At 40.2% G+C, this 19,986-nt stretch carries 20 protein-coding genes; 7 read left to right on the top strand and 13 right to left on the bottom strand.

The features are described from left to right. Positions 1–8 precede the first annotated feature (8 nt). The 6 genes from J9318_RS00085 to J9318_RS00110 form a co-directional block, all read right to left on the bottom strand. A complete protein-coding gene (locus J9318_RS00085; protein WP_210560505.1) occupies positions 9–431 on the bottom strand; it encodes a DUF6691 family protein in 423 nt (140 codons plus the stop codon). A 9-nt stretch (positions 432–440) separates the two neighbouring features. After that, entirely contained in the window at positions 441–863 is a 423-nt protein-coding gene (locus J9318_RS00090) for a YeeE/YedE family protein (RefSeq protein WP_210560506.1), read from the bottom strand. Between the two features lie 2 nt (positions 864–865). Then, positions 866–2,137, bottom strand: coding sequence for an OmpP1/FadL family transporter (locus tag J9318_RS00095; RefSeq protein ID WP_210560507.1), 1,272 nt, complete (start codon positions 2,135–2,137; stop codon positions 866–868). A 139-nt stretch (positions 2,138–2,276) separates the two neighbouring features. Further along, complete coding sequence (locus tag J9318_RS00100; RefSeq protein ID WP_210560508.1) at positions 2,277–5,888, bottom strand: hypothetical protein; 3,612 nt, start codon at positions 5,886–5,888, stop codon at positions 2,277–2,279. Positions 5,889–6,034: 146 nt separating this feature from the next. Then, entirely contained in the window at positions 6,035–6,922 is an 888-nt protein-coding gene (gene rarD / locus J9318_RS00105) for an EamA family transporter RarD (protein WP_210560509.1), read from the bottom strand. 108 nt (positions 6,923–7,030) lie between these two features. Next, positions 7,031–7,486, bottom strand: a complete 456-nt coding sequence (locus J9318_RS00110) for a thioesterase family protein (protein ID WP_210560510.1) — start codon at positions 7,484–7,486, stop codon at positions 7,031–7,033. 37 nt (positions 7,487–7,523) lie between these two features. Here J9318_RS00110 and recQ point away from each other — a divergent pair, with 37 nt between their 5' ends. Beyond that, positions 7,524–9,365, top strand: coding sequence for a DNA helicase RecQ (recQ, locus tag J9318_RS00115; RefSeq protein WP_210560511.1), 1,842 nt, complete (start codon positions 7,524–7,526; stop codon positions 9,363–9,365). 206 nt (positions 9,366–9,571) lie between these two features. On the opposite strand, the gene J9318_RS00120 is transcribed toward recQ, so the two are convergent. Then, positions 9,572–9,874 (bottom strand): c-type cytochrome, encoded by a 303-nt coding sequence (locus J9318_RS00120; protein ID WP_210560512.1) that lies wholly within the window; start codon positions 9,872–9,874, stop codon positions 9,572–9,574. 147 nt (positions 9,875–10,021) lie between these two features. Here J9318_RS00120 and J9318_RS00125 point away from each other — a divergent pair, with 147 nt between their 5' ends. Next, entirely contained in the window at positions 10,022–11,548 is a 1,527-nt protein-coding gene (locus J9318_RS00125) for a protein adenylyltransferase SelO (protein ID WP_210560513.1), read from the top strand. Between the two features lie 135 nt (positions 11,549–11,683). Further along, positions 11,684–13,045, top strand: coding sequence for a bifunctional UDP-N-acetylglucosamine diphosphorylase/glucosamine-1-phosphate N-acetyltransferase GlmU (gene glmU / locus J9318_RS00130; protein WP_210560514.1), 1,362 nt, complete (start codon positions 11,684–11,686; stop codon positions 13,043–13,045). A 61-nt stretch (positions 13,046–13,106) separates the two neighbouring features. On the opposite strand, the gene J9318_RS00135 is transcribed toward glmU, so the two are convergent. Together J9318_RS00135 and J9318_RS00140 are read right to left on the bottom strand one after the other, a co-directional pair. Beyond that, a complete protein-coding gene (locus tag J9318_RS00135) occupies positions 13,107–13,322 on the bottom strand; it encodes a helix-turn-helix transcriptional regulator (protein WP_210560515.1) in 216 nt (71 codons plus the stop codon). Further along, entirely contained in the window at positions 13,315–13,782 is a 468-nt protein-coding gene (locus tag J9318_RS00140; RefSeq protein WP_210560516.1) for a hypothetical protein, read from the bottom strand. Before J9318_RS00140 ends, J9318_RS00135 begins: the two co-directional genes overlap by 8 nt. Before the next feature lie 221 nt (positions 13,783–14,003). On the opposite strand from J9318_RS00140, the gene J9318_RS00145 reads away from it, so the two are divergent. Continuing rightward, positions 14,004–14,255 (top strand): hypothetical protein, encoded by a 252-nt coding sequence (locus tag J9318_RS00145; protein WP_210560517.1) that lies wholly within the window; start codon positions 14,004–14,006, stop codon positions 14,253–14,255. A 39-nt stretch (positions 14,256–14,294) separates the two neighbouring features. Here the strand turns inward: J9318_RS00145 and J9318_RS00150 are convergent, their stop codons facing one another. The 4 genes from J9318_RS00150 to J9318_RS00165 form a co-directional block, all read right to left on the bottom strand. After that, on the bottom strand, positions 14,295–14,507 hold the full coding sequence (locus J9318_RS00150; protein WP_210560518.1) for a hypothetical protein: 213 nt from the start codon (positions 14,505–14,507) through the stop codon (positions 14,295–14,297). A gap of 15 nt (positions 14,508–14,522) precedes the next feature. Continuing rightward, positions 14,523–14,693, bottom strand: a complete 171-nt coding sequence (locus J9318_RS00155) for a hypothetical protein (protein WP_210560519.1) — start codon at positions 14,691–14,693, stop codon at positions 14,523–14,525. 78 nt (positions 14,694–14,771) lie between these two features. Continuing rightward, positions 14,772–15,278 (bottom strand): DUF3087 family protein, encoded by a 507-nt coding sequence (locus J9318_RS00160; protein ID WP_210560520.1) that lies wholly within the window; start codon positions 15,276–15,278, stop codon positions 14,772–14,774. Positions 15,279–15,287: 9 nt separating this feature from the next. Continuing rightward, positions 15,288–15,944, bottom strand: coding sequence for a DsbA family oxidoreductase (locus J9318_RS00165; protein ID WP_210560521.1), 657 nt, complete (start codon positions 15,942–15,944; stop codon positions 15,288–15,290). Between the two features lie 156 nt (positions 15,945–16,100). On the opposite strand from J9318_RS00165, the gene J9318_RS00170 reads away from it, so the two are divergent. The 3 genes from J9318_RS00170 to J9318_RS00180 all read left to right on the top strand — a co-directional run bounded on the left by J9318_RS00170 (position 16,101) and on the right by J9318_RS00180 (position 19,977). Continuing rightward, positions 16,101–16,862, top strand: coding sequence for a DeoR/GlpR family DNA-binding transcription regulator (locus tag J9318_RS00170; protein WP_210560522.1), 762 nt, complete (start codon positions 16,101–16,103; stop codon positions 16,860–16,862). Positions 16,863–16,872: 10 nt separating this feature from the next. Then, positions 16,873–18,705: a glutamine--fructose-6-phosphate transaminase (isomerizing) gene (gene glmS / locus J9318_RS00175; RefSeq protein WP_210560523.1), complete on the top strand. Its 1,833-nt coding sequence runs from the start codon at positions 16,873–16,875 to the stop codon at positions 18,703–18,705. Between the two features lie 459 nt (positions 18,706–19,164). Then, positions 19,165–19,977 carry a C40 family peptidase gene (locus J9318_RS00180; protein ID WP_210560524.1) on the top strand — a complete coding sequence of 271 codons (813 nt, stop codon included), beginning with the start codon at positions 19,165–19,167 and terminating at the stop codon, positions 19,975–19,977. The last annotated feature ends 9 nt before the right edge of the window (positions 19,978–19,986 follow it).

The following is a 19,986-nucleotide window of genomic DNA, read 5'->3' on the forward strand; positions in this document are numbered from 1 at the left end:
AAACGAGCCTATTGGCTCGTTTTTTTAGTTATCCACATACCGGCTAATACAGAGCCAAAGAATAGCCAGAACTCCGACTTTAAGCTCACCAATTGCACTAAGCCTGGGCCAGGGCAAATACCGCTTAATCCCCAACCTAGACCAAATAATACTGAGCCTAAAATTAAACGTAAGTCCACCAGCTTAAAGTGACTTAACGTAAAGCTTGTCGCCATTAATGGCGCTGAACGCTTACTTGTCCAAAACCAAGCTATCATCATAATGAGCATAGCTACGGCCATAACAAAAATTAAACTACCATCCCACTTTTCACCCACCGTTAAAAAGTTAATCACTTTGGCGGGGTTTGTCATTTGGCTAATGATAAGACCAAGTCCAAAAATAACGCCTACTGCTAAGGTTAACGAATACGAAACGACTTTATTACTCATTTGAACTCCTTAACCTAACCAGTACATGGCATTTGCAGTAACAAACGCAATAACCATAAAAGTAATAGTGGCAACCCAAGAGCGACCTGAAAAACGAGACATGCCACAAACGCCATGGCCACTAGTACAACCGTTTGCCAGTGACGTACCGACGCCGACTAACAAGCCTGATACCACGATTAACCAAGGTGATAAATCAAGATCACCAGCAAGCAGTTCAGGTTGAACAAATTGCACAATAATCCCAGCTAACAATAGCCCAGTAACAAACACTAACTTCCAGCCCGCACCTTTTTGAAGCGGACTTAACAAAGCCTGAACGGTACCAGATATACCCGCAACCTTGCCAAACACAACTAACAAAATAGCGCTCGCGATGCCGATAAGCGCGCCACCAATGGACGCACTAATAGGAGTAAATTCGGTTAACACGATTAAAACGCCCACTCTAATGACACCGCAAAGCCCATTTGACTCATTTCAAGTGTGATGTCTTGATTCGGCGCCAGCATATTACTGCCTTTTACTGACTTTGATGGTGAATAAAAAGCCATTAAGCTCAATTTACTGTTGTCACCTACCAACTGTGTTAAACCGGCCGTGTAATGCCATTCTTGAACGCCAGGCGCTAAAATATTAAATAATGTTTGAGTTGAAGGGATTGGTTGCTCACCATAGGAAACGCCTGCTCGCAACTTTTGCTCTGCCGTGCGCTGCCATTGCCAACCCAGCTTAACAACGGACATGTCTTCCCAACCGAAACCAGCTCCGTTATCTGCACCTAAAGGCGCCACCATTAAGTTGCTCAACGGATTGGCAATACTGTTTACTTCACCGTAGTTTATTTTTTGCCAGTCTAACAAAAATTGATGTTCCGCAGACGCTTGCCAAGCGACACCAAGCTGTAATGAACTTGGTAAGTCAAAACCACCTTGCTCGGCAAATAGTCCCGCATACTTATCAAACTCTTGCATCGATACAGCTGAGCGATAGCTCACGCCAAAGCCAAATTGCTCAGAAAATTGATGCTGAATACCTAATTGCACACCAAAACCAGTGGTGGTGTCTGTGCCTTGATTTGAAAGGTTTTCAGGAGATGATGAAAAGCCTCCAAAGCTCGCTAAACCTGTAGCCTTAAACTGTTGAACCACAAGCAAAGGTGCAAAACCTACTTGTGTTGCTTCTGAGACTTTATAGCTAAAGGTTGGGCTTATAAATAACTGCTTAAGATCAACACCGGTTTTGCCTGCGTAAAACGTACCTTGTTCTGCACTTGGCGCTGAATATTCGGTATTCATACCGCCATTGGCATAAACCACAAGGCCTGCGTCCCATTTATCGTTAAGCTTTTTACCAATCGCAAACTCAGGGATCACAAAAAGAGAGTTGTCACTTTCTTTGCCCGGTGACTGAAGATAAAAGCCTTCTGGCGCATAAAAGTCTGGTTGGGTAATACGATATTCACGGTCAGGAGAAAATAGCTCAGCGCCCACTATGATGCCCGTTTTACCGTTTAAGTAATCAAGGTTTAAGGCAGCAGGATTTGTAGCCGCAGACATTAAGTCTTCTGAAATGGCAACGCCGGCACCCGCCATACCTTTGTGACTTGTCCCATAACCATGAGTGAAGTAGCCGTTAGTGGCGTTGACAGAAGGAGATGCAGCAATACTCGCTGCTATTACAGTTAATACAAATTGCTTTTTCATTTCTAAAACCTTGGGTAAATATTATGGGCGAATATTAGTCAAGGTTTGATATTTCAAAAAAGAATTAAAAAAGATTATATATACCCAAAATGAATATAGAGCACCACTTTAAACTAACGTAGCGCTCTATAAATAAACTTTAAGGTTGGCTCTTTAACATATGCATAGCAGAACTCGTTGATATTAATAAGTTAGAGCTTCCATCTTCATTATGCTTAAATTTAATGCCACGCTTTGAACCGTGTCCAATCATTGCAGGACTTCTCCAGATCGTTTTACCATGAGCATCCAGCTTTTGTAGCTTCACACTATTACTATTGTAATAACTATAGCTGTCATTGACATTAGTGCCGACAAAAATGCCTTGTTCTGAAACTTTTGAGGTATCTACCGCAAAATCAAAAGTATTAGAAGGCACGGTAAATGAATTCAATTCAACTAGTTTGTCATTAGTAACATCATAAACAATTATATTACTGCCTGTATTAGACCAACGATCTCCTCCAGCCAAACATAGTAACTCTGCTTCTTCATCCGTATCTACGTTTGCAAAGTTTACTCGCAGACAGATTTGCTCAACAGAGTCTAATTCAACAAAATTATTTGCGCCTGATTTAAGAATAGTTAGCTTCTCTGCGCTCACCGCAAGTACATTTGAGCCTGCTACATTCGAAATAGCGATATCATTGACTCTTCCGTCCACCTTATGTGCGCCCAAAATAACTTGATTATCGATATCTATTGCATTAACAGTTTGACTATTTGCGTAAATCGCATCATCAAAAGAGTCATCATTAAGGTCATAAGCGAGTATCACACCTATATCATCATCGTAGTCTCCATCTATCTCCCAATGAACAGATAGATCACTAAGTTGAAGTGCCGCAAAAGAACCATTGTAAAGGTTTGTTGTTGGTACAAAAACATCATCCTCTCCATCGTTGTTGAAGTCTGTCAATGCAGCAAAAGTACTACCATCCCAGTTTGAGCCCAACCCTTCGGTAACCGTAACCTTACCTTCTGCAGAAACGGTGGCCAAACGACTACCTACGGTCGAAGTTACCAAAAACACGCCTTCATCACTTGTATTATCCTTTGTCCAACCCACACTTGAGAAGTTTTCCAGTTGGACAGATGTAGCTCTTTCTTTTATTTCAGGATTAGCTCCATTGATGTCGGCTACAATAAAAGCATCTTCGCCACTTGAGCTTTGCCCTGTTCCCCAGTGGACTTCTAACTTGCCATCATTGTCACTATCGCCTACGCTCATTGATTTTGAACCATGACCTTGCATATTTAATTCCCAAATCTTACTTAACTCACCGTTTAAGTAATCATATGCCGTAATATTCCCCCATTGACAGTCCCCTACCAATAACTCATCAGCTGCGTCATCATCGATATTTGCGCTGTATATTCCACAAACATTAAATATGTCAACGGTATAAAGTTCTTCTTTAGTCACTGCAGAAAAAAGAGCTACACTCTCCCAATCGTCAGCTCCCGCTATTTCGTCAACACCGTCGCCATTAAAATCACCCGCAGTTACATAGTTTGAACCAAACTTAGTACCACTAAACCACTCATTGGCCCAACTTTCGCCATCATAAACTCGACCATTGTTAGTTATTAATTCAAGCGCACTGTCGCCGTCCACATTCGCAAAAACAATCTCTGAGCTATCACCGACACTTGATTGAAATAAAGCCTCCGATGGATTGTCAAAGTTTATAACCTTTAGTTCTAATTCCGTTGAATATCTATCTTGGCCGATCAAATAAGCAATTTCTAGCTGACCATCATGATTGCTGTCTGCGACTGCAGCAAATTTAATACCGGTTTCATTTATAAGTGTAGTTGCTGTTGAATTTAAATCGTGAATAAGGCGAATACCTTCATCCGTGATAACTAAAATTTCTAATTGACTATCATCGTCTACATTTACACCTATAACTTGTCTAATCTGCTTTTCGTCGTAGCTATTATTAGAGTCACTGACTAATAAATATGGATAGAGCCAAGATTGATTATAGTCGCCACCTGATTCAGAAACTAAGAACACTCGATTTTTTGAATCAGTCGATAATATTTCGTTTTTACCGTCACCTGTAAAGTCACCTACCCACATAGAGTAATTGGAAGTTGGGACTTCTATTCCTGAACGAGCCATTGACATTTTTATATTAGAATTTACCGCTAATGATGCTGAAAGCGTCTCTGCTTCGTTGGATGGATTAGAGAAATTAAAAATATATTCTTGATCAGGAAATAGCTGATTTGTCGGCACTTGCCATGAAACCACCCCTTCTTCATCAATTGATGCATTATCTGGCCCAGACACCAGCATCGCTATGATGGTACCAGACTCGTCTGATATAAGATCAGGATCAATAACTTGAGCGGTGAAGGTAACATTGTCTCCCGCATTAATGTCTTCAGGCAGCTCTGATAGCTGAATCTCGCCAGGAGAGTCATTGATCATAATATTCAGACGTGTGCTTTCTGTGAAATTGCTCCCATCAGAAACAACCATAGTCACTTCTAGTTTATCGCCAAACACAGCAGTATAAGCCGGTAAAATGTTACTAACCTGATCTTCAATTAAGCTGTCGTTTAAGTACCAACGATAACTGACAATTAGATCTTCTTGAGGTGTATCAGAGTCAAAATAGTAGCCAGGTGTTACTTCAATCGGAGTTTTAGTAGTATGGTCGTATCTATTTACATTTGGGGAATATACAACTGGTGGTAAGCTCAACATATCAACCGGAGATAGGGTGATATTTGTCAAATCTGCATTTACAAAACTATAATAAGAGCCAACATATGCGGCTTCTTCAAATGAACCGTCGTTATCGCTATCTAGTAAAAACTTGATGTTATCAAAATTATTGAAATCAAGTTGCGTTGTAACATTTCCGATGAACGTGAACGTATACTCTTCTGACTGTCCGTAATAAAGCTCTCCATTGCGTTTGTATGTAACTTTACCAAATTGCGAGTCCATTAGACTCCCTGATTCAGCAATCAATTCGCGACCCGAAACGTAATCAAATTCATAGTCATAGTTGGTTTCTTTTACGAATTGTTGTTGACTATCCACATGTTTATATAAAAAGTTACTATTCAACTTTAACTGGCTTTGCTCACTGCCTTCATTATCGTTCAAGTAAACATGGTTACGCCCAGTGACTATGTATTGTTCGCTATTCTCTCCATTTAAAAAGGAGATATTGTTCAAGAATGATTTGTATTCAATTGAGGGATATTGATAGTTCGTTATCTTTACAACTTCAGTGCCGTTAATATTTTGAATATTATAATATGAGCAGTTTTCATACTTTATAGTAATTGTTGATACAGCTCCCTGCACATAGTTGCCAGATATTTTCATGGCGCCACTTTCATCGCAGTTTATTTGCGGGCGACTCGCACCATCTTCTAGCCATTCCATTAAATAACTACGGTCGACCCCCCAAAATCTAATCCTGTCTTTACCAAAGGCATAGTTAAAAAAGTATTGGGTATCCACTGCGGACATACCCGATGTATCTTTATTGCCTTTATAGTCGTTAGTTATTTTTGAATCGTAAGCACGGTCCAGTTCCGATGCAGAATATTCAGCAGGAGAGTTTATAATATCTTGATAAGTTATTGATTTTACCGACTCTTCATCACTTGATGATCCGGAACAACCTGAAAGGCTAAGTAAAATAGTAGGGATTAGGGAGCAACGCAGGTAAGTTTTCATCACTTTCTCTTGTTTTAGTCCATTAAATACCAAGATAGAATAACGAGAGTTTAAACTTCAAATTTTCTAACTCGACGGGTTGGTAGCTAGAATAGTGCCATTTTTGCCCAATTTCAATTAAAAATGGGCATTATAAACATCTGATTTTAAGGTTTTAACTTCTTCATATTGCGATAACTTGAGTAGCTATAAACTACTAACGCGGCCCAAATAAATCCAAAGGTGACCCAACGTTCTTGGTCGAACTGCTCGTGATAATAGAAAACGGCGAACATAAACATAATGCTTGGACCAATGTATTGGAAAAAGCCTAAAGTGGAGTATTCCAGTCTGCGAGCCGCTTCTACAAAACATAATAACGGCGCTGTGGTTACAAGTCCTGCACCAATAATTAACGCATTTAAGTACCAGCTATTTTCTAACAAATTAGCCGCTGGACTGTCAGCAAAGCCATACCAATAGACAATCGCTGGTAATATCAATACTAGCGATTCTATTAATAGTCCTGGCATTGCGTCTACCGCTGCCAATTTTCTTATTAAACCGTATATCGCAAAGCTAATAGCTAAACTAAACGCGATTATAGGAAACGAACCAAAAGTAACCACTTGAATCATTACGCCAACAACTGCAAGTGCTACAGCGGTATATTGTAATTTAGATAGTCGTTCTTTTAAGAATAAGGTGCCTAATGCGATATTAAGCAGTGGATTAATGTAATAACCCAAACTTGCGTCCAGAATGTGGTCGTTGTTGATAGACCAAATGAATAACCACCAATTAAAACCTAGCAATGAGGCACTAACAACAAGGACCAGTAGGGTTTTTGGTTCGGTTAATATCGCCTTTACTTTGTGTAAGTTTTTACGAAGACCTATGATGACTACTAGCAATAATGCAGACCAAATCACTCGGTGAGCAAGAATTTCTAACGACGGCATGAACTGTAGCTGTTTGAAAAACAGTGGTGCTAAGCCCCACATGACAAAAGCAAAAACTGCGTAAATCATGCCGTGTTTAGTTTCTATTTTCATTGAGTGTTCTCTAATTAGGTAATCACGAGTTAAGTAATAATGATTTGGGTAACAACCCGCTAAATACAGCGAATCAAGTTAATTTACAGTGGATTAAGTACAGCTGGATTAACCAACTAGGTAAGTCCCGGTACCAAAGGCAATTTGATCGCCTTTGTTATTATGTAGCTCCATGCGACATACACAAACTCGGCTGCCAGAACGAATAAGCTTAGCCGACGCGATAAACTCGTCGCCTCGACCTGGACGTAAATAATCCGTTCGTAAATCGATAGTGCCTACACGTTTAGTAAATTCGATTAATTGTTCTTGGCTTTCAATATTCATTGAGTCTAAACGGCTATAAATAGCAAGAATGCCTCCGACGGTATCTAACGCCGTCGCGGTAACGCCTCCATGTAAGATTTTTTGCATTGGATTGCCCATTAACTTATCGTCCCATGCAAATCGAATTTCCGCCTTATCGGCATCACAAATAGTAATGTTTAACCCTAAATTCTTATTAAAGTTCAGGCTATTAAATACATTGGTTAGCCATTGCTGAATTTCTTGTTTAGATAACATACTTTTCCCTGCCCAAGTTTGAGCCTGAGATGTTACAATGCTCTCCAAGTTGTGTCACATCAAAAATAAGAATCTTTTGTCTGAATTAACAAACTCTCCAATTGGCGTTTTAAAACAAGTATTTGGTTACTCTGATTTCAGAGATGGCCAACAAGCTGTAGTAGAAGCAAGCCTAACGGGTCAAGATGTAATGGTACTGCTACCAACCGGTGGTGGTAAAAGTCTGTGTTACCAAATTCCATCTTTGTTATTAGATAAAGTAACTATTGTTGTTACGCCTTTATTGTCATTAATGAAAGACCAAGTAGATCAATTACTAGAATCTGGTGTGCCAGCGGCATTTGTGAACAGCCAGCAGACTCGCGAAGAGCAAATGCAGGTGCTCAATCAGGTTCAGCACAACGAAATAAAAATTTTATATGTGTCGCCTGAGCGTCTTTTACAGTATCAGTTCTTGGAGCATATTAAGTTCTGTGGTGTTGGTTTATTCGCCATCGACGAAGCTCATTGTTTGTCGCACTGGGGTCATGACTTCCGCCAAGATTATCTTCGCTTAAGCATGATTAAGCAGCACTTCCCAAATGTACCGATTATGGCGTTAACGGCGACTGCCGATCGTGCCACCCGATACGACATTGCTGCGCAACTACAATTACAAGATCCCCTGATCCATATTGGTAGTTTTGATCGACCTAATTTGCGTTACACCATCGAAGAGAAATTTAAACCGCTTAGTCAGTTAATGACCTTTTTAAAGACGCAATCTGACCAATCGGGAATTATATATTGTTTGAGTCGAGCTCGAGTGGATGATATTGCTGAAAAGTTGATTGCTAAAGGCTATCGTGCTGCGGCTTATCACGCAGGCTATGACACAGAAACTCGGAATAGAGTTCAAGAACAGTTTCAACGCGACCATATACAAATTGTTGTTGCTACCGTAGCGTTTGGCATGGGCATTAACAAACCCAATATTCGTTTTGTCGTGCATTATGATTTACCCCGCACCATAGAGAGTTATTATCAAGAAACGGGCCGTGCGGGCCGTGATGGACTACCTGCAGAATGTCTATTGTTTTTTGATTCGGGTGATGCGCCTCGTATAAAAAAAATGATTTCCGACAACCCCAATGAAGAACGGGTGAAAGTAGAACTGCAGCGCTTTAATGCGATGGTGGGATTAGCCGATGCACAAACCTGTCGACGCCAAGTATTACTTAATTACTTTAACGAATTTAGTAATGATGCATGTGGAAACTGCGATATTTGTTTAGATCCACCTAAATCTTTTGATGCGACATTGCCGGCCCAACAAGCCTTATCCTGTATTTATCGATGTGAACAACGTGTCGGTATTGGTCATATTATTGATGTGCTTCGCGGTAGTATGAATAGTCGCGTCCGAGAGCTAAATCACGACCAATTATCTACTTTTGGTATAGGTAAAACACAAAGCCATGAGTTTTGGGTCAGTATCATTCGCCAACTCATTCATCGTGGTTTTGTAGAACAAGACATCAGTCGAAATAGTCAGTTGTTACTTACCGACAGCGCTAGGCCTATTTTAAAAGGTGAAGTTGTACTTATGTTGGCAGAGCCAAGAATTGGCCGTAAGGTATACGACGAAAAACCATTGTTGGTTAACTATGACAAACGACTCTATGCAAGACTTAAAAGCTTACGTCGGTCGATTGCCGATGAACATGATGTACCACCATTTGTGGTATTTAACGATGCTACGTTAGTCGATATGGCCAATAAATTACCGACGAATCAGCGTCAAATGCTCGCGGTGTCGGGTGTAGGTGAAACAAAACTAAAACGTTACGGCGATGCCTTTATCCAAGTTATACAAAGGCATTTAGAAAGTGGTGTTTAGAAAGTGGCGTTTAGAAAATCGCGTGGCGATTCAAAGTCCATGCCTAATTAAATGAATTACCTAGCTTTAATTTTCCATTAAAAAAGCAACCACCAAGGCTGCTTTTTTCAACTTCATACCCGTTTTAAACAGTAGTAACAGTATTAACCTGCATACTCTATCGCGGCTTAATTAGCGCACCTGGTTAGCGCGCCTGCATAAACGTCCTACTTTAATGACGCGTAATATGCCGCAATGTTCACCATGTCGGCTTCCGTTAGCATAGTTGCCATTGGCTTCATAATGGCGTTATTTCGCTCACCAGATTTAAACGCTTTAAGTTGCTGAACTATATAAGCTGGTTTTTGACCTGCTAAATTGGGGTAAGTGGGTATCGCACTAATACCGTTCGCACCATGACATGCCGCACAAGTTGCAGCTTTTGCTTTACCCGCTTCAATATCTGCTGCTTGAACTTGTGTAGAAAACGCAGCTACCATCGCAATAGCTAATAAAAATGCTTTTTTCATATATACTCCGAGTCTCGAAACAAAATTAACTTTAATTAAATTACAGTCATATAAAATAAAAGTAACACTAAATCTAAAAAACAGCGAACAGCGTAAAGTATTTTACTCATTTTTTATTAAGCCAGATCAAAAGGCCCGCAAATAATCATGTCAAAACCAAGCAACTCATTTACTCCAAAATTTAACAATACTTATATCAAATGGTTACCTGAACTTGGTCAAGTTATCACGCCCGCTCGTTTTGAAACACCCGCTTGGTTAATTACCAGTGATGACGTAAGTGAGTTATTACAAAACCGAAATGAAGAAACCCCGTCAAGTGCAAAAGATTGGCATTCTAAAGACATGTTAGCTTGGTTCGCAGGACAAACAGAACAACCCGGCGCACAACCTTTTGCGCAAAAATATACCGGCCACCAATTTGGTCACTATAATCCTCAGCTAGGTGATGGCCGTGGCGTTTTGCTCGGCGAAGTTGAATCAAGCCAGGGTCGCTTTGATATACATGTAAAAGGCGCCGGACAAACACCTTACTCTAGATTTGGCGATGGACGCGCCGTTGTGCGTAGCAGCATTCGTGAATTTTTAGCATCGGAAGCACTACATCATATGGGCATTCCAAGCTCTCGAGCGTTAGGTGTCTTTACAACCGGTGAACAAGTCCAACGTGAAACCTTAGAGCCAGGCGCGGCATTAATTCGAATTTGTCCAAGCCACATTCGGTTTGGTCATTTTGAAAATGCGTTTCATCATGGCGATGAAGACCTACAACGGCGTTTAGTCGAGTACTGTATCGAGCATGTGTTGCCACGTACTCATAGCGACTTCACCGAATTTAACCAAATTGCAGATCCGAGCATTGAGCAAAAGACCTTAGCTCTGTTCCGTTTTGTCATTCGCCGCACTGCAGAAATGGTCGCTAAATGGCAGGCGTTTGGATTTTGTCATGGCGTAATGAATACCGACAACATGTCTATTCTCGGCATTACTTTTGATTTCGGTCCTTATGGATTTTTAGATCAGTACAACCCAGGCCATATTTGTAACCACTCAGATCATTCTGGTCGATATGCATTTGACGAACAACCTGGCGTTGCACTTTGGAACTTAAATGTTTTAGGTCATTCGCTATCAGGCATTCTTGATGAACATACGCTCCGTACTGAACTGCAAAATTATGAACCACACTTACTAGCAGAATATTCCAGCTTAATGCGCAGCAAAATGGGCTTTGTAAATCAACAAACCGACGATCGAGTTTTATTAGGCGAATTGCTAAATATAATGGCAGGAAATAAAACCGACTATACCATCGCATGGCGCACTTTAAGTGAAGTGCAGGCCCCAGAAAGCGACGCCTCACCGTTTGTTAATTTGTTTGTTAACCGTACACAAGCGCAAGCTTGGCTAGATAAGTACAAACAACGTCTATCCCTTGAGACTACAACAGCATCTCAGCGCACCTTACAAATGAAAGCCGTAAACCCAAAGTACATATTGCGTAATTACTTAGCACAGCAAGTCATTGAGGCTGCCGAACAAGGTGATACTCAACCGCTAAAAACACTATACGACGTATTGCAAAAACCCTTTGATGAACAACCGCAACATCAAGAGTTCGCCAAACATCCACCAGCATGGAGCGAAGAGCTTAGCATTTCATGTAGCAGTTAGAGGTTATTAAACGAAAGTAAGCGTCTACTTATGTTTGAGTTCCATCAAGGACAAAGGCAAATTGTGGACACTTAAACATTGAGATTTTAACCGCTGTAAACGTATAATGACGGCATCAATAAAGGAACTTATTCAATGAACTTATCAGTAGTTATTTTAGCGGCCGGCAAAGGCACGCGCATGAAGTCTAGCCTTCCAAAGGTTTTACATCCCGTTGCCCACAAACCTATGGTGCAACACGTTATCGATGCATCGAAGGCGCTTAATTCAGACAATATCACTATGGTGTACGGCCATGGTGGTGATCAGTTAAAAGAAGCGTTGGCTTCAAATAACGTAAATTGGGCGCTACAAGCCGAGCAAAAAGGCACTGGCCACGCGGTTAAAGTCGCTGACGAGTTTATGCCTGATGACCACACTATTCTTATTCTTTACGGCGATGTACCACTTATTCAAACGGAAACGTTAGAACGTTTATTAGCAGTAAAACCTGAAAAAGGCATTGCGTTATTAACCGTGAAACTCGACAACCCAACCGGCTATGGTCGTATCGTTCGTGACGAAACGAATAAAGTGGTTGGCATTGTTGAGCAAAAAGACGCGGTGCCAGAGCAACTGCTCATCAATGAAGTGAACACCGGCATTATGGCTGTAAATGGCGACTTATTAAAAGGCTGGCTAGCGAACTTGTCTAGTGATAACGCCCAAGGTGAATACTACCTAACTGACGTTATCGCAATGGCTAATGAAGCGGGTTATACCATCAACACCGCACATCCAGAAAGTGGCATTGAAGTAGAAGGCGCAAACAACCGTGTTCAACTTGCGACCTTAGAACGTGAATATCAACGCAGAGCGACAGAGCAGTTAATGTTAGCAGGCGCTTCTATGCGTGATCCAGCTCGTGTAGACGTTCGTGGTGATGTAACTGTGGGTCATGACGTATCTTTAGACGTGAACATTGTATTTGAAGGTACGGTAATTCTAGGCGACAACGTCACCGTTGGTCCAAACTGTGTACTGAAAGACTGTGTCATTGAAAATGGCGCAACGATTGAAGCAAACTCTTTAGTTGATGATGCAAAAGTCGGCACAAATGCTCAAATTGGTCCATTTGCTCGTTTACGTCCTGGTGCAATTGTTGGTAACAAAGCCAAAGTGGGCAACTTTGTTGAAATGAAAAAATCAACATTAGGGGAAGGTTCTAAAGCGAATCATTTCTCATATTTAGGCGATGCTACAATTGGCGCTGGCGTTAACATTGGTGCAGGCGTTATCACAGCTAATTATGATGGTGTAAACAAGTTCAAAACTGACATCAAAGACAACGCATTTATTGGCACAAATTCAACATTAGTTGCGCCGATCACTATTGAGGAAAACGGCTTTGTTGCCGCTGGTTCAACAGTGACTAAAAACATAGACAAAGACGGCCTTGCGATTGCACGTGGCAAGCAGCGCAACATTGAAGGCTGGAAACGTCCGGTTAAAGGCTAGCGGCTTCTTTATTTATTAAAGTTATACGCCAGGGAATACTAAATTCACTGGCGTATGTTTACTAGTCATCCTTAACTGCCAATTCAAAAATATCTTCAACCGCTACACCAAAATAGTTTGCGAGCTTTAACGCAATGACTACTGAAGGCGTAAAACGACCGGTTTCAACAGTACTAATTGTTTTTCGTGAAACGCTTATCGCATCGGCCAATTCCTGCTGTGATACCTTTTTATCACTCCTGAATCGTGCAATGTCGTTTCGTAAAAAATCAGTCATTGTTACCTCTTAACTTTACAAGAATGGTCAGTCCAAAAGAAAAAAACATAACGCCCATTACCGCTTGGCAAACTTGATTTATTGATACAATCTCACTGGTGATTGAACTTCCATAAAGAGAAAATACAACTAACGTAGATACTGACAACGTCCAGGAGTACTTATAAGCCTTATGATTGATGTGGTTAAAAAACTCATCCTCGAGATTTCCAAACCAGTAGTTTTTCTGATCAACTTTTGTTCCAGCCTTTATTTGCTTGACCAGACTTACAATTAGTCCAATAAATAACGCTATAAATATTAATACATTAGGTGTTGTCAAAGAGTGACCACTCAAAAGTGTCGCTTCTAAAATACCACTAATAACTGGCATTAAAATAATACTACCTACGAAAAAGCTCATTAGGCCTGTTTGCTTTAAAAGAACTTCTTCGTTAATTGGTGTTGATTGTGCTGTCATATCTAAATCCCTATTTTTGTTTATTAACAACTGTAACCTCTAGGTATCAAAAGATACCCTAGGGTTACATATTGGTCAAGGGCCCAGTTTAAATAAATTGGTTTTATTTTGAGCTGGTCCTCTAATGGGTCACAAAAAGACATAGGTAAATGGGATTCTACATAGAGTATCAGAGTGATATATTACTCACTTGAGGAACGTGTAATTATTGAAGGTACTTCTTGGCCAAACCGAATTCAAAAGCTCCAGATAAGTCGGTAACTATTTACTGTAAAAACTGTCAGCAGGTCTTATTTAAGTATAAAAAAGGTGGCAAAGGCGCATTAATAAAGTGCTTTAAAGAGAGAATTACAAAAGATTACACCACTGAAAGCTGTACCTGCCCTCAATGCAATACCGTATTTGCTCGTGACACCTTGGTGAGAGGTACGCCTGCTTTTAAGTTTATTGGTGGTAAGGTTTGGTTTAAGTAAAACCTTAAGTTATGCCTAACTTAAACCTAGCAATTTATGCTACTTCTGACATTGGCATCGAGTTTCACCGTTAGGCGTTTGCCATTCAATATATTGCCTATCATCTAAATCTGCACAGCTCATCTCTATTGTATGACAATAGCTGCCGCGCTCTACTTTACTATCGTAAGTCCGCTCAAGTGCATCTTCTGCAATAACCTCACAACCACTCATTAATAACGCAACAAACAATACAGTTAAACTTCTCATCATAATTACTTTTAGTTATTACTGTGAAAGTAAGAAAAACCCAAAACCAGCAAACATAGCTAAGCCAATGATTACCATAGCGGTCAATGTTTTTGATTGAGTCATAGACTTCAATAAAGCAAACTCTGTTAGTGTGCCAGTACACAACATAGCCGTTGTTTTTAAATCATCTTTTGTCTGCTTTTCCATTCACACATCCTTAGTTCGTTTTAAACTACTGTTACTGTTTATTGATTTCAAATACTGACAGATAAACGGCTAGCAAGTTCAAAATCTTAGTAACAACTCTTGTTTATAGTCTTCTACATTAACTTCTAGTCTTAGCCCTTCCAGCTTTTCTTTCAGTTCATTTGACTTCTTATTTAGGGTGCTAATAGTGATGGTATTGTCATCTAAGTTATAAAGTTGCTCACAAGCTTTATAATAAAAGGTCATTATGAGCATGGCATCCACGTTGTCATCTTCAATCGCTGCTTCAATCTTTTTTTGCTTACGATAAATAAAGTTTATCTGCTGTTTTAAAAGCCAAACGTAATAAGCCTCAGCTAAAAACGGATGATGTTTAAACTTATTCAATAATGAGCCCACAACAATCATACCGAATACAACACCCATGACATTGAGCCAAAAATGAGTGCCCTCTCTATCAGTAAAAAAGTAGATAGCGGCCTGGGAAATCCCTAATGACAAACCAGCAAAGCTTACAATGCTGATCATGATGATAATATTTAGGTGTTTTCGGTACGTCTGTTTATCTATAAATTCAAGTTTCATTTTAAGCTCTTAAGCTAACTGTGATTCGGCCATTATTTCAAGCAATACCTGCTTAAAGGTTTCTTGTGGTTGTGCGCCGGTTAAGCCTGTCTTTCGGTTAAATACAACAGTGGGCACGCCGGACACACCCATTTGTCGCCACTGCCCTTCTAATTCACGTACTCGTTGATGAATCGTTTTATCCGCTAATGCCGCGCTTGCCTTGTCTCGGTCAATACCTACGGCTTCAGCTTCATTTAATAATACGTCTACATCAGACACATCTTTTTGCTCGGTAAAACAAGCAGAGAATAGACGCAGCTTTAGTTCGGTCTGTTTACCAAGTTGATGTGCTAAATCTAGAAGTACATGCGCGTTAAACGTGTTTACTATTTTCATGCCTTCAAAATAGTTAAACTCAAAGCCATACTCTGCACCCAACTGCTTAAGGTTATCACGGGCCTTGTCACTGTCTTCCTTTGATGAGCCGTATTTACGCATGATATGAGCGGTTAACTCCTCACCTTCAGGTGGCATGTCAGGATTTAATTCAAAGGGCTGCCATTCAATTTCCACCTTATCTTGAATACCCAGTTCAGTAATCGCGGCATTTAAATGCTTATAACCAATCACGCACCAAGGGCACACCACGTCGGAAATAATATCTAACTTGATTTTATTGCTCATCATTTTTCCTACTTACTAGCTTTACCTTATTCTCAACACCTTTATATATGGGCGACTTTATTAAACCAAACTTAAAGTGGGTAAAATCACCTTTTTCTTTATTTTTGTTACGTTTTCACTATAATACTTTCGGTTCGAAACTTAAGTCGGAAGAAAATGGTCCAAAAACGTAACACTCAATCCCGTCGTCGTGCAATTGTTGAAAAGGTAATAGCCTTTCAAGAAGTGTCCGTTGAACAGTTAAAAGATGAGTTTAATACGTCTGAAGTGACCATTCGTAAAGACTTATCCGCTCTTGAAGCCAATGGTTTGTTATTGCGTAAGTATGGTGGTGCGGTTGCGCTGCCTACTGAATCTTCAGAGCTAACAAACACTGAAGTTTCGAAAACGAAACAAGCCATCGGTAAAGCGGCAGCAGCGCTTATTAAAGATCACAATCGCATTGTTATTGATAGCGGCAGTACAACGTCCGCTTTATTAGAGCATGCTCAAACTGTTCGCGGTTTAGTGGTGATGACAAATTCAATTTCCGTTGCCAATCGTATTCTAGAATTAGAAAACGAGCCTACTTTATTAATGACTGGCGGGACCTGGGATGCGCAATCGCATTCTTTGCAAGGTCAATTCGCTGAAAACATGTTACGTGCCTATAATTTTGACCAAGCGTTTTTAGGAGCTTCAGGCTTAGACGTTGAGCGTGGTACCACCACATTTAATGAGCTGACCAACTTAAGTAGAACCATGGCCAATGTATCGCAGCAAGTTATTGTTATGGCCGAGTCTGAAAAGTTAGACCGAAAGATACCCAATTTAGAATTAGCATGGGAGCACATAGACATTCTAGTGACCGATGCAGACATTAATATCGACAGTGAGCAAAAAATTGCAGCTCACAATGTCCAAGTAATTAAAGTTTAAGGATTAAATTATGTGCGGAATTGTTGGTGGCGTAGCTGAGCGTCATATTGTAAATATTTTATTAGAAGGCCTTAAGCGCCTTGAATACCGTGGTTATGACTCTGCAGGTGTTGCATTATTAGAAACTGACGGCACGTTAATGCGTGAACGTGAAGTAGGTAAAGTTCAAGCGTTAGCAGATGCAGTGGCACAGTCTGGCGTTAATGGCGTAACTGGTATTGCACACACTCGTTGGGCAACACACGGTGGCGTTACTCAAAAAAATGCACACCCACATATGTCTCAAGAAAAAATTGCATTGGTTCATAACGGTATTATTGAAAACCACGAACCATTACGTGAATCACTTCAAGCTAAAGGTTATACGTTCACCTCTGATACTGACACCGAAGTAATTGCTCACTTAGTAAACGAAAATCGTAAATCTGCAGCGTCTCTTTTAGCTGCGGTTCAAACATCAGTAAAACAGTTAGAAGGCGCTTACGGTACAGTTATCATGGAGCCGTCGAACCCAGACACTATTGTTGTTGCACGTTCTGGTTCTCCACTGGTTATTGGTGTTGGTATTGGCGAAAACTTCGTTGCCTCTGATCAGTTAGCGCTTCTTCCTGTAACACGCCGTTTTATCTTCTTAGAAGAAGGTGATGTAGCTGAAATCACTCGAGATCGCATTAGCATTTTTGATACAGACGGCAACCCAGTTGAGCGTGAAGTTACTGAGTCTGATATTACCCACGATGCGGGTGACAAAGGTGAATATCGTCACTACATGTTAAAAGAAATTCATGAGCAGCCAATTGCAGTTCGTAATACTTTAAAAAACCGTATTAACGACGAAACTGTTATCGAAAAGTATTTAGGTGAAAATGCCGCTGAAATATTAAAAGGCATCGACCACGTTCAAATTATTGCCTGTGGTACGTCTTACCACTCAGGTATGGTTGCGCGTTACTGGTTAGAGTCTTTAGCAAATGTTAGCTGTAATGTTGAGATTGCTTCTGAGTTCCGTTACAGAAAGTCATACGTACCTAAAAACTCTCTTATCGTCACCATTTCACAATCAGGTGAAACCGCAGATACATTAGCAGCATTGCGTTTAGCAAAAGAAATTGGTTACAAAGCCAGCTTGTCAGTTTGTAATGTACCGGGTTCTTCTTTAGTGCGTGAATCTGACCTTGCGGTGATGACTAACGCCGGTGCTGAAATTGGTGTTGCATCAACAAAAGCATTCACAACTCAGTTAGTTGCGCTTCTTATGCTTACTGCTGCGTTAGGCAAGCAAAAAGGCATGTCAGCTGAATTACAAAAACAATTAGTTTCAGCACTAGCTAGCCTACCAGCTAAATTAGAAGAAACCTTGTTAATGTCTGACGGCATAGAAGAGTTAGCAAAAGAATTTGCTGACAAGCACCATAGCTTATTCTTAGGTCGTGGCGAGCAATATCCAATTGCGATGGAAGGTGCATTAAAGCTTAAAGAGATCTCTTACATTCACGCAGAAGCTTATGCCGCAGGTGAACTTAAGCACGGTCCTTTAGCTTTAATTGATGCAGAAATGCCAATTATTGTTGTAGCGCCAAACAACGAGTTATTAGAAAAGCTTAAATCAAACGTTGAAGAAGTGCGTGCCCGTGGCGGCATCTTGTATGTGTTTGCTGATAAGGACGCGAAGTTCAAGAGCGACGAAACCATGCGTGTACTTGAAGTACCACACGTTGACGAGTTGATTGCACCAATTGTATACACACTTCCTTTGCAATTACTAAGCTACTACGTTGCTATTATCAAAGGCACAGACGTGGACCAACCTCGTAACTTAGCAAAATCAGTTACGGTTGAATAAGCCATAAGTTTGAAACTGACAAACTGTTAAGAATATAAAGCGGTCACTTTTAGTGGCCGTTTTTTATTGAGCCAATCTCAGCGAATATTCCACTAACCAACACCCCCATAACAAATATACATCAACAACTTGTTTCTGCCCCGAAATGAGCTAACGCAAATACTCTAAGGGCAGCTATGAGCGAATTACGGACATTAAATATTTTCTTTTGATACTGTTTTTATATCCTGAATTTACAACTTTCCCCCATATTCAGGAAAATGAGCAGTTTGCCCATTTTCTATCGTAAAACTACATAACTAACTTTCAAGTATTTTATTAGCTAGCAAAGGCTTAGCTAATTTGATAAAACCGAATTAATCAGAAAAGTGAGCGGTTGCGTGGTAGAAATATGCGCAATTTGCGCACTAAACGCATAAGTCCAAGAATCACATTAGTTAGCAAACAAGGAGTATGATTATGCTTACAAAAGTATTAGGCGCATCACTTATAAAAAGCGCAGTAACTCATGTAGTAGATCAACTTAAAGATACGGTAAAAGAACCAAAGGTTGGAAGTATTTTATATACAGGTTTGATTGGTGATTTCATGGAACATTCTGGAGTATATATCGGCAATGGAAAAATTATCGAGCTAAATAATAAGGGACATATTGTTGAAGTTACACCATCAGAGTTTGTGGATGGAGGAACAGGTATAAACATTTATGTAAGTTCGAAAAATGGATTCCCAGTTGGCTCAAGTTTGATTGCTGAGCGTGCTATCAAATACGAAAGGGAAGTAAGTGTAAAGGATTATAATATCCTACTTGATAATTGCCACATGTTCACATCAGCCTGTATTACAGGGGAGCTAGAAAACTCAAATTCATTTTTATGGATGGTTAAAGATTTAGCTAAATCTTCGCTAAATGCTGATGATTGGCTCGTTTGGGATGGTGCAGAAAATTTTGTTATAAATCCGTCATCTAATGTTGAATATTCTCATGATGACTTAGAAAAAGTACAAAAACATCTAAAGGAAGTTAAAAAGCAAAGTAAAGGGCAATGGGAAGAAATTATTTCGCATACAAAATTAGTAAGAAAACACCACGATAATGCTCCTTGGAGGTCAATTTTCTGTACGGAAGCAAAGCAGGAAAGATGGGATAAGAAATTGGCGGAGTTAGAAGAAATTGAGAAAGTTATGAACCGAAAACATGACGACCTACTCGCTGAGCAATCAGCCTTAGAGAATAAAATCGAAGAAATACAACAAAGCTTAAATCAATAGAGGTATACC

Origin of the sequence: Psychrosphaera aestuarii (assembly GCF_017948405.1) — a bacterium.
GTDB classification, from domain to species: domain Bacteria; phylum Pseudomonadota; class Gammaproteobacteria; order Enterobacterales; family Alteromonadaceae; genus Psychrosphaera; species Psychrosphaera aestuarii.